The organism is Koromonas humicola, assembly GCF_059726255.1.
This window is the reverse complement of record NZ_AP040873.1, coordinates 2,977,322-2,991,644: the sequence shown is the minus strand read 5'-3', so window position 1 is coordinate 2,991,644 and position 14,323 is coordinate 2,977,322. Positions and strand designations below refer to the sequence as shown.

Sequence of the window (14,323 nt, the reverse complement as noted above, 5' to 3'; positions counted from 1 at the left end):
CAGGCTTTCAAATATCTCTTGGGGTGGGTAGTGGGACTCGAACCCACAGCATCCGGTGCCACAGACCGGCGTTCCACCATTGAACTATACCCACCATGGAACCGAAATTGATTATAGCAGACGCGATTGGTCCTAATACCGCGTGCTGAAAGCGTGTTGTGGAAAAGAGCAGTTCTCAACCATAGAAAAAGGGCCCGGATTGCTCCGGGCCAATGCTTCAGGTCGTTCCATATTTATTAGGGCCTAACAGCGCACAGGTTAAGAATGCATTCTGCCGATTCCCATGTACTCGTATCCCAAGCCGCGAAGCTTTTCGGGATCGAGCAGGTTCTTCGTGTCCACGATGAGAGGGCGACGAAGTGTTGGCTTCATCCTGACGAAATCAAGGCTGCGGAACTCCGGCCATCCGGTGCCAACAATCAGTGCGTCCACTCCTTCGGCAGCTTTGTACGGTGAATCGCAGAAGGACACTGCCGTATCGAGTTCGCGTTCAGCATGTGACATTGCAAACGGGTCGTATGCGCGAACGACTGCGCCGTTTTCCACCAGTTGGCGAGCAAGTGCCACTGAGGCGGAGCCGGCAACGGAGCTGGTGTGGGGTTTTATTGCAAGGCCGAGCAATCCGAGGCGCTTGTCGCGCAACGTTGGCAGAACTCCGGAAATGATCCGCAATGTGCGCTCTGCATGCTGTCGGCTTACGGTCTGTGCCGCCTCAAGCATTTGCAGTTGCACTCCCTTGCGCTGTGCGAGCGAGCTGAGGCTTGAAATGTCGCTCTCAACGTACGTTCCACCCAGTCCTACGCCCGCCTGAAGACAGCGCGGCGCAATTCGTTTATCCAAGCCTAGTGCCAGCGAGAGATCGAGCGCATCGGCATTGACGTGTTCGCAGAGAGATGCCATTTCGTTGATGAACGAGATCTTCGTGGCGATGAACGCTGTAGCTGCCTCGCGCACCAACTCCGCTGTTTCAGGATTCGTGACGATGACTGGCGTGCCCCGCATCACCAATGGCCGATAAATTACTTTCAGCGTTGAGATGACCTGGGGGCGGCTGGTGCCGAACAGCAGGCGGTCCGGCCAGTTGAAGTCCTCGACGGCGCAGCCTTCAGTCAGCGTGAGCGGATGCGCCACGACGGTGATGTCGTAGCCTAGAGCGCAAATCTTGCGCGCAATTTGCGTCACTGTCCCCACCGGCGTCGGCGTGCAGATCAGCATCACCGATTCGGGTTGCATGCATGGAGCAAAGCGAAGCGCCACTGCCTCGGATTGTTCAGGATCGTCCTGCGCGATGTAAATGACTTGCGAGCGAGATACCTGCGCCTCGATTTCGGTTGAGTACGTAAGTCGGCCCGCGCGGACGTTGCGCTTTACGATCTCTTCGAGGTTCTTTTCGTAGAACGGTATGTGCCCTTGCGCAAGTCCCAGAATCTTGTCGGTGGCGGAGTCGCAGCAAACGATTGGCGTTCCAAAATCCGCGAGGCAAGCCGAGAGAACCGTTCCAATGTATCCAGCGCCGTAAACGACGATATGCATCGTGACCCTCACTGCAACGCCCTTTTGCCAACGAATCTCCCGGGCCCGGCTGGCGGCTCCGTTCGGATTCCAAGTAGCGTAGCGTGAGATTATTAAGCTTTGTACCCGCTGGATATGCAATGCGAAAGAGGGGCATGTACGGCCGTGTCCCACTCGTCGTACGTCTTATGGGTAGCGGTGCTTATCGGTTTGGAGCGGCTAGATCCATTCCTGCCAAATCGGTCCAGGTATGGTCGCGTCCGCGAACGAAGGTGAGGTGCTTCACGCAGATCCGGTGCGAGCCCTTGTAGTTGGACCACCGTTCTTTACTGCTGCGGAGCACTTCTTCTGCCTGCTCATTGGTATCCATCTTCGCCACGGTCACGTGCGGCATATAAGGAAGCGGTTCAGTATAGGTCAATCCGTCACGATTAAGCAGGTCGTGTAGCTCTCGCATTCTGTACCCGGCGTAGCTGACGCGGATGAACACCGTTGGCGTAACCGGAAGGAAGCTTTCCACCTCACCGAGCTCCACCTCAAACGGCGCGACTGTGGACGTAATGCGGCGAAGCATGTCAATTGCTTCCTCTTCCGTGCCCTGCAATGGGCGCGGGGGGAGCACCGTCACATGCGTAGGCAAGTGCGCGTGTACGGGATGGAGTTCCCGGCGAAGTCCTTCGACGAACTCCCCGAGCGCATTCCTCACGTAGGCAACAAGCGCGTATTGGATGGGACCTTGGTTGGGGGTCATGGCCAACCTGTTCATTATAGGCGGGGACGGTCAGAGTGCAAACCGGCAGCCCGGAATTGCACTCTGATCGGTGAAGCTGGGCTAGTTTGCAACAGGGCGAGAGGTGTTATCAGGAGTGCTGCTGGCTGGTGCTGCAGTCTCCTTATAGGTTGCAACCTCGTCTCCACGGAAGTACTTAGCCTTCTGCTGGCGCATTTCAGGCATCGCCGCGTATGGCTTGCTGTAGTCGTTATTGGCGTTCCAGAAGAGGAAGCCGTTGCCGCCCTTGGTTTTTGCGACTGCAACCTGAACACGAATGTATTCGGGCGAATACGTCTTTGTCTTCCATCCAAAAGCCTGCAGCCAGGGGCGCAGGACCACGCCGGTATCAGCCGTCACCTTCTGGAAGCGTGCCATCGACTCGCCAATGAAGTGCTCTGGAGCGTCGCCAGGAAGCTTATAGCCGTCCATACCGTAGAAGTGCGACGGATAGATCATGGGCGACATTACATCGCAATACCGTGCCATCTGCGGAATGTCCTGGCCGGTGTGCGACAGGTCGACCGGACGCTGCCACGCCATCACGCCAAAGACATCGAGCGAGAAGAGCACGCCAGATGGCTTCAACTCAGATTGCGCCTTCTTAAGGAATGCAGCGATTACGTCTGCGCGCTTCCAGTCAGGATGCTGCGACTCGAAAACAAACTTTGCGTCCTTCTGATCGCCTTCGGCAGGGAATCGGACGTAGTCAAACTGGATTTCATCCGCGCCATTAGCGGCGGCGAACTTTGCAAGTCCGATGTTGTATTCCCAGATCTTCGGATTCGAAGCATCTGTCCAAACGAGCTTGCCGTTTTCGCGCCATGCGCCGCCGCGCCGTGACTGCACGGCCAGTTCAGGATGCTTCGCAACCAGTGCTTCATCGCGGAAGATCGCAATGCGTGCGATTGCATGCATACCCTGCGAGTGCAGGAACGCCGTGAACTTCGGCAGGTTGCGGATCGGGTAGCCCTTCTGATCGGGTGCTAACGGCAGGCCAGTAGGAACGCTGATCGAACCGTCCGAGTCCTTAATATCGAACACCACGCTGTTGCCGCCGGCCTCGCGCCACTTGCGGATGATCTCCTGACCCTTCGCGCTTCCGGCCATAGTACCGGTCAGATACACTGCGCGCACTTCGAAGTTCTTGGAAATAAGTACGGGCTTTTCCGACCAGTTCTCCTTATACGAAGGAATCGTGATTTCGGAGCCCGGTTTCGGCCAAATGCCCTTAATGTCGGGGTTGGCGGCGCGAATCGCCTTTTCCAATTCGCTGCCGGTCATGAAGGTGGTCAGCGGCAGATAGTGGTGAACGAGTCCGGGAACACTCTCACCCTTTGCAACCTTGTGAATATGCGTATCCGATGGGACCACTCGTGCGGGAGGTGTCGTCATCGGTGCAGCGGCGGGCTTCGTGTCGGGAGCAGGTGCTGCAGGCGCGGACGCCACTGTGGCCGCTTTTACGGTGTGTGAGCGAGGCGAAACTTTGAGGATGATAACGAGTACCGCAATCAAAATAGCGGCCGAGGTGAAAACTGAGAGCGCGACTTGCTTCCGAGACATGGGCTAAATCCAGAGTTGAATCTGAGCCGGATACTAGCACGCAAGTACGTTGTGCAATGAGAGTAGATCACCTGAGTTCCGCACTATTTTTCCTTCAAGGGTAATCAAATGTGTTCGGGGCAGAGAGCGAGGCTTTCGGATACGCAAACCTACAAAGATTCTTTTGGCACGCATCTGCATCTAACAACAGCAACGAGTGGATTTGGGGCGAGTGTTCAGCGGTTCTTATTGGGAACGTATTCAGCACTGAAAAGTACAGATACAACGCGGAACTCCCGTTTCTCCATCTCAGAACTCGACCTCTAATGCCGGAGGTTTTCCCTCACACACAGGGTAAGATTATGAAAACCGGACTCAATGCGGCTCTTGACCCTACACGGCGCTCGGCGGACGCCCAAGAATTTGATAACGCCATTCGGCGCAAAATCGTGGGTCAGGATGATGCAGTCGAAAAAGTGACAGAGATCTACCAGATGTTTCTGGCGGGATTAAATCCGCCTGGACGTCCCGTTGGCAACCTCCTCTTCCTGGGGCCAACTGGTTCGGGCAAAACCCGTGTGGTAGAAGCGATTGCAGAGGCGCTCTTCGGAGATCCTCGCGCGATCGTAAAAATCGACTGCGCTGAATTCCAGCATTCGCACGAGATAGCGAAATTGATTGGATCTCCCCCAGGATACTTGGGACATCGTGAAACTCACCCCCTGCTCACGCAGGAGGCACTGAACCAGTGGCATACTGACCGGCTGAAGCTCTCGCTGTTACTGTTTGACGAAATCGAAAAAGCGAGTGACGCACTTTGGCAGTTGTTGCTTGGAATCCTAGACAAGGCCACTCTCACGCTCGGTGACAACCGGCGTGTTGACCTATCACAGTGTTTAATCGTGCTGACGTCCAACCTGGGCGCTGGTGAAATGAATGAGCTACTGAACGGCAGCATGGGATTCGCGCAGCCCAGTGGCGAAATCGACAACAAGATTGATGACAAGATGAACCGTACGGCCATCGAAGCGGCACGGCGCAAGTTCTCGCCGGAGTTCATGAACCGCATCGACAAGGTCGTTGTCTTCAAAACGCTTCGTCAGGATCATCTCGAAAAGATCCTCGAGATCGAGTTGGGACTTGTACAGCAGCGGATCTTACAGGCAACTGGCAACAATCAGTTCGTCTTTAGTTGCACGCCGAAAGTGAAAGAACTTCTTCTGCGCGAGGGTACCGACCCGAAATATGGAGCACGTCATTTAAAGCGCTCCATTGAGAAGAACATAGTGTTCCCCTTGGCGAATCTAGTCGCGACGGGGCAGATCAAACTCGGAGACTTCATCCGCATCGATCTGAATGAAATCGGTACGATGACGTTTGTGAAAGAGGCTGAGGGTGCCCTTGTCCCGGTGCTGCTAGAAAAGTACGGACCGGAGTTTACTTCGCAGCATGTAGCCAAAGCTGGACGTCCTGCGCGTCGCGACGTGGCGGCTTCCGGTGGGCCATTGCTCGAGCACAAATAGCTTGAGCCAGAAAGTTCATGAGTTCTGAGGGAATGGCCAATGCCATTCCCTCATTGCTTGTATAGAGTGCGTTTTGCATTCTAAATTCAATTGAGAGGGGCCAGTGCGATGAGATTTCGTTATCCCTACATGTTCCGAGCTGTAGTCCTCACGGTTGTTCTCTCTCTTGTATCCCCCGCCGCAATCGCGCAACACATCCGTCAGGATGAGAACGGACGAGTCGTTCCCGAACTGAGCGGCGTCCGTGTCAGTCCGGAAGAGCAGATCAAAGTAGGTCACCAGGCTGTCGCTGAAGTTTACAAGCAGATGCCTGTGTTGCCTGACAGTAGTCCTGTTACGCGATTTGTTCAGCGCATGGGCGCCCGATTGACGCGGAGAGCACCAGGATACGCCTGGCCCTTTGAATTCCATGTAATCGCGCAGAAAGAGATCAACGCCTTTGCGCTTCCTGGTGGCCCGATCTTCATAAATCTGGGGAGCATTCAGTCTGCGAACGAAGACGAACTTGCTGGTGTAATGGCGCACGAAATCTCCCACGTCGTAATGCAACACACTGCTCGCGACGCGGGAAAGCAGCAAACGACCCAAACGTTAGGCGCGCTGGGAGCAATTGTCGCAGGCGTTTTGCTTGGAAATGGAATGGCGGGGAACCTTGCTTCGGGCGCTATCCAGCTTGGTGCTGGAGCGATCTCAATGAAGTATTCCCGCGAGGATGAGAGCGAGGCTGATTTGCTCGGCGCGCAGATCATGTACGACGCTGGCTACAATCCATACGCTCTTGCTGAATTCTTCCAGAAGCTTGGACAGCAGGGCGGCAACAGTATCCAGTTCCTGAGTGATCACCCGAATCCTGGAAATCGTGCTGAAAGCGTGCGGCAGGCAATCCAGCGTTTCCCGGCAAAAAGCTATCCGCGAAGGGACAGTGCTGAGTTCGTCTCGATGAAGCGAGTCGCCGACAACATGCACGCATTCACGGCCCAACAGATCGCAAATCATCGCGGCCCCTGGAATCTCGGAGGACCGGACTCCGGCGCTGCATCCTCAGCTCCGTCCGCCGGAGGCATCGAGGGCGTTAGCTATGAGCAGGTTCGTCCATCCGGTTCATGGAGTCAGTTCCGGCAGAGCGGAGTTGAATTTGACTATCCTTCGAACTGGGAACTATCCAACAGTCAGGGAGGAATAATCGTCGCTCCTCCAGCCGGTGTCGGATCGAACGGAGCCATTGCATACGGATTGTCAATTCGCGCCACGAGGTCGGAATCGCAAGCGGGAGACGTGCGCGAAGTGGCACGTGCGCTCGCTGATGACATTGTGCAGAGTAATCCGGGGATGAAGGTGATCGGTGGCCCGAACCGGTTACGCGTCAATGGAACGCAAGCGATCGCCTACGATTTCGTCGGGGACAGTCCTTTGCGTGGAGGCAACGGTCCTTTGCGCGAGCGCGACTGGCTAGTGACAATTCCGCGCGAAGGCGGATCGAGCGTGGCATTGATCTTTACCGCGCCCGACCGTGACTACTCACAACTGAAAGGGACGTTTCAGAGGATGCTGCGAAGCTTTCGCGTTCAGTAGCGCGATGAGCCCTGCACGGCAGCAATGCTCAATTGCTGCCGTACGCGCGCAAGCGCAGCTTCTGCGGTGAGCCCGTACTTCTTCTTCAGGTCATCTGGTTTCCCATGCTCGATGAACTGATCGGGCCAGCCGACGCGAATCACTGGTGTGCTCAGTCCTACCCGGTTCAACTCTTCGAGGACCGCGCTGCCAAAACCTCCCGCGAGAACGTGATCTTCCAAGGTGACCAGTATCTCGGCACGCTGCGCAAAGTGCGCAATCATGTCGGTGTCGAGCGGTTTGGCAAAACGCGCATTGACAACAGCGGCGGAGACGCCTTCTGTCGCAAGGGCTTCGGCCATTTCACGTGCAACCGGAAGCATTGTTCCGAGCGAGAAGATTGCGACGCGGTCGTTTCCGCTGTGCTCCAGTAACTCCGCCTGTCCAATCGGGATTGCGATAGGCTCGTCCTTGACCGGCGTGCCGGGACCAACTCCGCGAGGATAGCGAATCGCAATCGGTCCGTTGTGCTGCAAAGCCGTGTACAACATGTCGGCGAGTTCATCCTCGTCCTTCGGGCTCATGTGCACGAGATTGGGAATACCTCTCAGATAGCTGATGTCGAAGAGACCATGATGCGTTGGGCCGTCGTCTCCACTCAGGCTGCCGCGATCCATGCAGAAGATGACCGGGAGATTCTGCAGGCACACATCGTGAACAATCTGATCGAAGCTTCGCTGCAAGAAGGTGGAGTAGATCGCGACAAACGGCTTGAATCCCTTCGTAGCCATTCCCGCGGCAAACAGCACTGCATGCTCTTCGGCGATTCCAACGTCGTAGTACTTGTCCGGATGCACGGCACGGAATCGATCGAGCGCGGTTCCATTAGGCATTGCAGCCGTGATGGCGATGACGCGTTTATCGTTCTTGGCCAATTGCGACAGGGAATCGGCGAAGACTTCGGAGTAGGTGCGTTGGCTGAGCGGTTTGGTTTCGCCAGTCTCCGGATTGTAAGGTCCGAGCCCGTGAAACTTCTTCTGCTTCTCCATCGCAGGCTCAAAGCCCTTGCCCTTCTGCGTTATTACATGCAAGATCACTGGGCGTTCGAGCTTTTTAAGGAACTGGAACGTGCGGATCAGTGTTGCGATGTCGTGCCCATCTGTAGGCCCGTAGTACTTCAGGCCAAATTCTTCAAAGATCACCGATGGCCAGAGCATGCTCTTGGCGGCCTCTTCGGCTTTTCGCGCAACCTGCGCAGCGGACTTTCCGCCCACTTTTTCGACCAGTTTGGCCGCGCGCTCATACAGTCGGTGATATTGCGGCGTAGTGACGATCTTGTTGAAGTAGGTCGCGATGGCGCCTACGTTCTTATCAATCGACCACTTGTTATCGTTCAGCACGATAATGAGACGCTTAGTTTGCGAAGCAATATTGTTCAGCGCCTCGTGCGTAATTCCGCAGGTGAACGCAGCATCTCCGGCGAGTGCTACAACATGCTCTTTGCCCCCCAGCCGATCTCGTGCAACGGCCATTCCCAGCGCAGCAGAAAGGGCTGTGCCTGCATGTCCCGCGCCGTAGCTGTCGTGTTCACTTTCGGTTCGAAGCATGAAGCCATTCAGACCACCCGGCGTGCGGATCGTGGAGAAGCGATCGCGCCGTCCGGTCAGCAATTTGTGGACGTATGCCTGGTGGCTCACGTCGAAGAGGAAGTGGTCCTCGGGCGTGTCGAAGACGTAATGCATGGCGATCGTCAGTTCGACGACCCCAAGATTGGGGCCGAGGTGGCCGCCGTTGCGAGCAAGCACCGTGATGAGTTCGTTGCGAATCTCCTCGGCAAGCTGGTTCAGTTCGAGGAGAGAAAGGCGCTTAACGTCGGCTGGGGAATGAATATCGTCAAGAATCTGCGTCATGCTGATCGACTATGTTACTGCCTAATACCTTTTCTGTGCGGCTGCTTGGAAGTGAAAATGCGAAAGGCGCGTTCCGTTCGCGCCTTCCATATCAGTGACTTGCTCTGACTGAGGTCAGCTCCTAGTTGTGGATGACGCGCTGCTCTGACCTGCTGCTGATTCCTGCTTCGGAAATACGCGTTCGAATATCTTGTCCACGTTTCGCAATTGACGGTTAAGGTCAAAAGCGTAATCCAGCGTCTCCTTGGGAACCTTCGAGGTTATCTCGGGGTCGGAGGAGACCAGTTCTCGAAAGTTCTTTTCCTCCCGCCATGCCTTCATCGCATTGCGTTGCACGATACGGTATGCGTCCTCACGAAGCACCCCGGCTTCCACCAGATCGAGCAGCAATTGACCGCTAAACACAAGTCCGCCCGTCGAGTTCAAGTTGCGCAACATGCGCTCCGGATAGACGAGCATTGTGTCGACAATGTAGGTCGTCTTGGCAAGCAGGTAATCAAGGAGAATCGTCGAATCCGGCAGAATGACACGCTCCACGGAGGAGTGCGAGATGTCGCGCTCGTGCCACAGTGCAACGTCATCAAATGCGGCCTGCACGTTGCCGCGAATAACCCGCGACAAACCGGAGATCTGTTCGCACGTGACCGGATTTCGCTTGTGCGGCATGGCCGAAGACCCCTTCTGCTTCTCGCTGAAGTACTCCTCCGCTTCGCGTACTTCGGTCTTTTGCAGATGACGAACCTCGGTCGCGATCTTGTCGAGCGTACAGGAGATCACTGCGAGCGTTGCGACGTAGAAGGCATGACGATCACGCTGGATAACTTGTGACGACACCGCAGCAGGCTCTAGCCCGAGCCGGTTGCAAATTAGCTCTTCATACTTTGGATCAAGGTGCGCACCGTTACCGACCGCTCCACTCAGCTTGCCGACCCGCATCTGCCCTGTAGCGAAATCAAAGCGTTCAAGGTTGCGCTTCATCTCGCTGTACCAATTGGCGATCTTCAGTCCGAAAGTGATGGGCTCGGCGTGGACTCCGTGAGTGCGTCCGATTTGCGGTGTATGTCGGAACTCGAAGGCGCGACGCTCGAGAACTTCCAGGAATTTCTCGATATCCGCTCTCAAAATGACGGACGCCTGCTGCACAAGAAGTGCCTGCGCTGTATCCACTACGTCATTGGAGGTCAGTCCGTAGTGTAGCCATCGAGATTCTGGCCCGACTTTCTCCGCCACGGCCGTGGTGAAGGCAATCACGTCGTGCTTCACCTCTGCTTCAACCTCGTGAATGCGGGCGACTTCAAATGCAGCACCCTTGTCACGAATGGCGCGGGCCGCAGCTTCCGGCACAATGCCTGCTTCTGCCAAGGTTTCGCTGGCCGCGACCTCGACCTGCAACCAGGTGCGGAACTTGTTTTCGTCACTCCAAATCTTCCCCATTTCTGGGCGCGTGTAGCGAGGTATCAAGACGAACTCCTATCTGAGGGCTGAATTATCTATTTTATCAACCGGATGCCCACGAAGAGAGGATCGTGTGGGCAAAAAAGAAGGCCGGGAGCGTCCCGGCCTCATACAGGAGGTCCTTTTCTCTTGAACTTGTCTGGTGCCGGCGGAAAAGGGAACCGGGCCGTGCAAACTTTGCTGCTTAACGCAGACTTGTGGCGTTGTCTTCTGAAACGCCGAGCAACTCGCTCATCTCTTCATAGAGGAAACCTCGGCCTGGGCGATAAGGCTGTACCCATTTGCCGTCAACCACAAACTGCGGAATCGCGCGCTTGCCCGTGTGCCGGATGACCTCTTCGGCTGCGCCGGGAGTGGTCTCAATGTTGATTTCCGTGTAGGGAATCTTGTTCTTGTCGAGGAAGCGCTTCGCTTCGCGGCAGTCGTAGCACCAGGGGGCCGAATACACAAGCAGTTGCATACTCAATAGATGTCCTCACGTGAGAGAAGTTTCAAAATACCGGGTCAGTGTCGCAGATTTTTTATGTTGTATATTGCTGAATCTTTAACCTGTTTGACACCTCTCGCGTGCAACGTGGCTTGGCTCCAAACCCTCTCAAAGGAGAAATCGCCCACAAGGAGCCATATGTACCATCACGTAAAAAAGCTGATGTACACCGTGAGAATCGGCGAAGCGGATCCCAGGTTCGGCAACATGCTTCTGGAACAGTTTGGCGGCGCAAACGGGGAACTTGCCGCTGCAATGCAATACTCCATTCAGGGATTCAACTGCGAAGATGCCGAGCGCAAAGATCTGCTCATGGATATCGGTACCGAGGAACTCAGCCATCTTGAAGTTGTTGGCGCGCTTATCCGGATGCACCTGCAGCCGATGAAGACGGGACGGCAGGCGGCCGAGGCTGATCCCCTTGTCTCAATCGCGGGCGGCGGTGGCGTCGCACTGTTTAATTCCATGGGCGATCCATGGACTGCCGACTATCTCAAGATTACCGGCGACCTCGCTGTTGACCTTCGAAGCAATATCGCTGCCGAGGCCCGTGCCAAAATCGTTTATGAACGACTAATTAACTTCACCGATGATACTGGTTCCAAGGAAGCTTTGCAGTTCCTGATGACCCGCGAAATCACCCACATGAAGGCGTTCACTGCCGCGCTGGAGACCATGGACAAGCCCGCCTTCTCCATCGGCACCATTGCACCGACTCCGGGCTTGGTCGATCAATTCTTCAATGACTCCACGGGGGTGGATGAGGAACTCGGGGAAGAGAATGCTACACAGATCGTGAAGCATGCTGGGTTGCAACTGGTTGAGTCTCCGATCTTCGACGGTGATGGGCTCGACACCAAGGCTTATAAGCCGGTTCCCGGGTCCGAAAAGATATCTCCGGCTGACTCGCGGCCGGTAGGTGATAGGTCGCCACGCAAACGGGCTAGCTAACAATTGTTAATGGGCAAAGAAACGCCGCTGGATTGCTCCAGCGGCGTTTCTTTGCCTCAGACGCGTTAGTTGTTGCAGAGCAGAGCGCCGTCCGTCTTCTCTTCGCCTACTTCGCGATAGAAAAGCTGGTTGTTCTCGAGGTAGACCTCGACAAACGCCGGACGCGTCTTGATGCTGCCCTGGATTAACGCCTCGGACAAAGGATCCTCCACGTACTTCTGGAGAGCCCTGCGCAGAGGACGAGCGCCGTAGCTGCGGTCGGTGATCGTCTTGTCCAGAATCCACTTGCGGGCGTCTTCTGTGACAGTTATCGTGATCGCGCGCTGCGCCAGGTTGTGGTTCAACTGCGTGACCATGAGTTCGACGATCTGGTTCAGATCCTGCTCGCTCAGGGCGTTGAAGATCACGACTTCATCCAGACGGTTGAGGAATTCCGGATTGAAGGTCTTCTTGACCTCGCTCCGTACCATCTCCTCGACCTTCTCGCTGATGTTCTCGTCCTTGTTCGACGAGAAGCCCAGACCTTCGCGCTTGATCATGTGCCGAGCACCAATGTTGGAGGTCATGATCAGAATGACGTTCTTGAAGTCCACGGTATTGCCGAGACCGTCCGTCAACTGACCGTCTTCAAAGACCTGCAACAGGATGTTGAACACATCCGGGTGCGCCTTCTCGATTTCGTCGAGCAGCACAACCGAATACGGTGCACGCTTTACGCGCTCGGTAAGCTGACCACCCTCTTCGTAACCCACGTATCCCGGAGGCGAGCCGATCAACTTGCTGACCGAATGCTTTTCCATGTACTCCGACATATCGAAGCGAATCAGGCTCTTCTCGCTGCCGAACATGAACTGCGCCAGGGTCCTTGCGACTTCGGTCTTGCCGACGCCGGTCGGGCCGAGGAACAGGAACGAGCCAATCGGACGTCCTGGATTTTTGAGCCCTGCACGCGAGCGACGGATTGCACGGGCTAGAGCCGAAATGGCCTTTGCCTGCGAGATCACACGCTTGTGCAGTTCCTCTTCAATGCGCAACAGCTTTGCCGACTCTTCTTCCTTAATTGCCGCTACCGGAACACCCGTCCAGCGGGACACGACTTCTTCGATGTCCTCGCGCTGCACAATTCCCGTGGAGCTTTCGTCAAGGTGGAATTTCTCGCGAAGGGCACGCAGGTTCTCGCGCTCCTTGCGTTCTTCATCGGAATAGAAACGAGCCTTCTCAAACTCATGGTTCGCGATGGCGTTTTCCATGCGATGAACGATGAACTTGATTCGCTTCTGTACCTCAGTGATCTCTTCAGGCAAAGCGGACTGCCGCAGTTTGACGCGCGCACCCGCTTCGTCGATGAGGTCAATGGCCTTATCGGGCAGGAAGCGATCCGGGATGTAGCGGTTCGAATGCGACACCGCGAAGTTGATGGACTCGTCCGTGTAGCTGACCGCGTGGAATTTCTCGTAGCGGTCCTTGATCCCCATCAGGATCTTGATCGAGTCCGACTCGTTTGGCGGCGGCACTTTCACGGCCTGGAAGCGGCGCTCAAGCGAACGATCCTTCTCGATCGACTTGCGATACTCACCAGGTGTCGTCGCGCCAATGCACTGAATCTCGCCGCGAGACAGGGCGGGCTTCAGGATGTTGGCGGCGTCGAGCGAACCTTCTGCCGAGCCCGCGCCTACTAGCGTGTGTAGCTCGTCGATGAAGATGATGGAGTTCTGATTCTCGATCAACTCCTTCATGATCGTCTTGAGCCGCTCTTCAAATTGACCGCGATACTTGGTGCCAGCGACGATCAGCGAAAGATCGAGGGCGAGCACGCGCTTGTCGGCGAGGAATGATGGTACTTCGCCGTCGGCGATGCGCTGCGCCAGACCTTCGACGATTGCCGTCTTGCCCACGCCGGGCTCGCCGATCAGCACCGGATTGTTCTTCGTGCGGCGGCATAGAATCTGAATAGTACGGTCCACTTCGCCATCGCGACCCACAAGCGGGTCAAGCTGGTTCTCCATCGCGGCCTGCGTCAGGTCGCGCGAGAACTCCGCAAGCAATGAGGACTCGCGGTTTGCGGCGCGTTGTGGCTGTTGCTGCACCTTTTCCTGCGTTGTGCGCTGCAATTCTTCACGGATGGCGGCAAGCTTAAGACCGCGCTCGGCCAGAATTTCTGCAGCGAAGCACTTCTCTTCGCGCAACAGGCCAAGCAGAAGATGCTCGGTGCCGATGTGCTTGTGACTTAGTCGCTCGGCTTCTTCCGAGGCATACGCAAGCACGCGCTTGCACTCATTGCTGAGCGGCAGATCGACGCTGGTAGACACCTTCTCCCGAACCGTCGTGTGGGCTTCAATCTGCTTACGGATAGAGTCCACCGAGGAATGCTGGCGTAGAAAGCGATTGGTCAGCGCCTTGTCTTCGCGCAGCAGACCAAGCAGAAGGTGCTCCGTTTCAATATACGGAGAGCCAAACTGGCTGGCTTCATAACGTGCGAAGAAAATCACGCGCCTTGCTTTTTCGGTGTACCGTTCAAACATTTTGTATCTCCAAGTCCCTCCGCCTCGGCCATTACCGATGACGGGCGACCTTCTCCTGCCCCACCCCTGGTACCACCGGAGAACCTCCTCCGAGGACCGTG

10 protein-coding genes and 1 tRNA gene are annotated in these 14,323 nt (G+C 55.9%); 3 read left to right on the top strand and 8 right to left on the bottom strand.

Features of this window, described 5'->3' with window-relative positions; translation table 11 throughout:
• Positions 1–19: 19 nt before the first annotated feature.
• The 4 genes from AC6IZD_RS13050 to AC6IZD_RS13035 all read right to left on the bottom strand — a co-directional run bounded on the left by AC6IZD_RS13050 (position 20) and on the right by AC6IZD_RS13035 (position 3,844).
• Positions 20–94, bottom strand: a tRNA-His gene (locus AC6IZD_RS13050).
• 164 nt (positions 95–258) lie between these two features.
• A complete protein-coding gene (locus tag AC6IZD_RS13045) occupies positions 259–1,533 on the bottom strand; it encodes a UDP-glucose dehydrogenase family protein (protein WP_497783751.1) in 1,275 nt (424 codons plus the stop codon).
• A 181-nt stretch (positions 1,534–1,714) separates the two neighbouring features.
• The gene (locus AC6IZD_RS13040) at positions 1,715–2,263 is read right to left on the bottom strand and encodes a 2'-5' RNA ligase family protein (RefSeq protein WP_497783750.1); all 549 of its coding nucleotides are present in this window, start codon (positions 2,261–2,263) and stop codon (positions 1,715–1,717) included.
• Positions 2,264–2,344: 81 nt separating this feature from the next.
• Positions 2,345–3,844 (bottom strand): putative glycoside hydrolase, encoded by a 1,500-nt coding sequence (locus AC6IZD_RS13035; protein ID WP_497783749.1) that lies wholly within the window; start codon positions 3,842–3,844, stop codon positions 2,345–2,347.
• Between the two features lie 341 nt (positions 3,845–4,185).
• On the opposite strand from AC6IZD_RS13035, the gene AC6IZD_RS13030 reads away from it, so the two are divergent.
• Complete coding sequence (locus AC6IZD_RS13030; protein WP_497783748.1) at positions 4,186–5,346, top strand: AAA family ATPase; 1,161 nt, start codon at positions 4,186–4,188, stop codon at positions 5,344–5,346.
• Positions 5,347–5,454: 108 nt separating this feature from the next.
• Complete coding sequence (locus tag AC6IZD_RS13025) at positions 5,455–6,918, top strand: M48 family metalloprotease (protein WP_497783747.1); 1,464 nt, start codon at positions 5,455–5,457, stop codon at positions 6,916–6,918.
• Here AC6IZD_RS13025 and dxs read toward each other — a convergent pair.
• From dxs to AC6IZD_RS13010, 3 genes are all read right to left on the bottom strand, one after another.
• On the bottom strand, positions 6,912–8,807 hold the full coding sequence (dxs, locus tag AC6IZD_RS13020) for a 1-deoxy-D-xylulose-5-phosphate synthase (RefSeq protein ID WP_497783746.1): 1,896 nt from the start codon (positions 8,805–8,807) through the stop codon (positions 6,912–6,914). The two genes, AC6IZD_RS13025 and dxs, sit on opposite strands and share 7 nt — an antisense overlap.
• Positions 8,808–8,921: 114 nt before the next feature.
• Positions 8,922–10,268: an adenylosuccinate lyase gene (gene purB, locus AC6IZD_RS13015; protein WP_497783745.1), complete on the bottom strand. Its 1,347-nt coding sequence runs from the start codon at positions 10,266–10,268 to the stop codon at positions 8,922–8,924.
• Between the two features lie 178 nt (positions 10,269–10,446).
• Positions 10,447–10,722, bottom strand: coding sequence for a glutaredoxin family protein (locus AC6IZD_RS13010; RefSeq protein ID WP_497787586.1), 276 nt, complete (start codon positions 10,720–10,722; stop codon positions 10,447–10,449).
• Between the two features lie 165 nt (positions 10,723–10,887).
• On the opposite strand from AC6IZD_RS13010, the gene AC6IZD_RS13005 reads away from it, so the two are divergent.
• Positions 10,888–11,700, top strand: a complete 813-nt coding sequence (locus AC6IZD_RS13005) for a manganese catalase family protein (RefSeq protein WP_497783744.1) — start codon at positions 10,888–10,890, stop codon at positions 11,698–11,700.
• A 65-nt stretch (positions 11,701–11,765) separates the two neighbouring features.
• Here AC6IZD_RS13005 and AC6IZD_RS13000 read toward each other — a convergent pair whose 3' ends face one another.
• Positions 11,766–14,222, bottom strand: coding sequence for an ATP-dependent Clp protease ATP-binding subunit (locus AC6IZD_RS13000; protein WP_497783743.1), 2,457 nt, complete (start codon positions 14,220–14,222; stop codon positions 11,766–11,768).
• Positions 14,223–14,323: the final 101 nt, after the last annotated feature.

Coding starts and splice junctions, on each gene's coding strand:
- dxs (WP_497783746.1), bottom strand. CDS start 8,807: ATGACGCAGATTCTTGACGATATTCATTCCCCAGCCGACGTTAAGCGC.
- AC6IZD_RS13010 (WP_497787586.1), bottom strand. CDS start 10,722: ATGCAACTGCTTGTGTATTCGGCCCCCTGGTGCTACGACTGCCGCGAA.
- AC6IZD_RS13045 (WP_497783751.1), bottom strand. CDS start 1,533: ATGCATATCGTCGTTTACGGCGCTGGATACATTGGAACGGTTCTCTCG.
- AC6IZD_RS13035 (WP_497783749.1), bottom strand. CDS start 3,844: ATGTCTCGGAAGCAAGTCGCGCTCTCAGTTTTCACCTCGGCCGCTATT.
- AC6IZD_RS13025 (WP_497783747.1), top strand. CDS start 5,455: ATGAGATTTCGTTATCCCTACATGTTCCGAGCTGTAGTCCTCACGGTT.
- AC6IZD_RS13000 (WP_497783743.1), bottom strand. CDS start 14,222: ATGTTTGAACGGTACACCGAAAAAGCAAGGCGCGTGATTTTCTTCGCA.
- AC6IZD_RS13005 (WP_497783744.1), top strand. CDS start 10,888: ATGTACCATCACGTAAAAAAGCTGATGTACACCGTGAGAATCGGCGAA.
- AC6IZD_RS13030 (WP_497783748.1), top strand. CDS start 4,186: ATGAAAACCGGACTCAATGCGGCTCTTGACCCTACACGGCGCTCGGCG.
- AC6IZD_RS13040 (WP_497783750.1), bottom strand. CDS start 2,263: ATGACCCCCAACCAAGGTCCCATCCAATACGCGCTTGTTGCCTACGTG.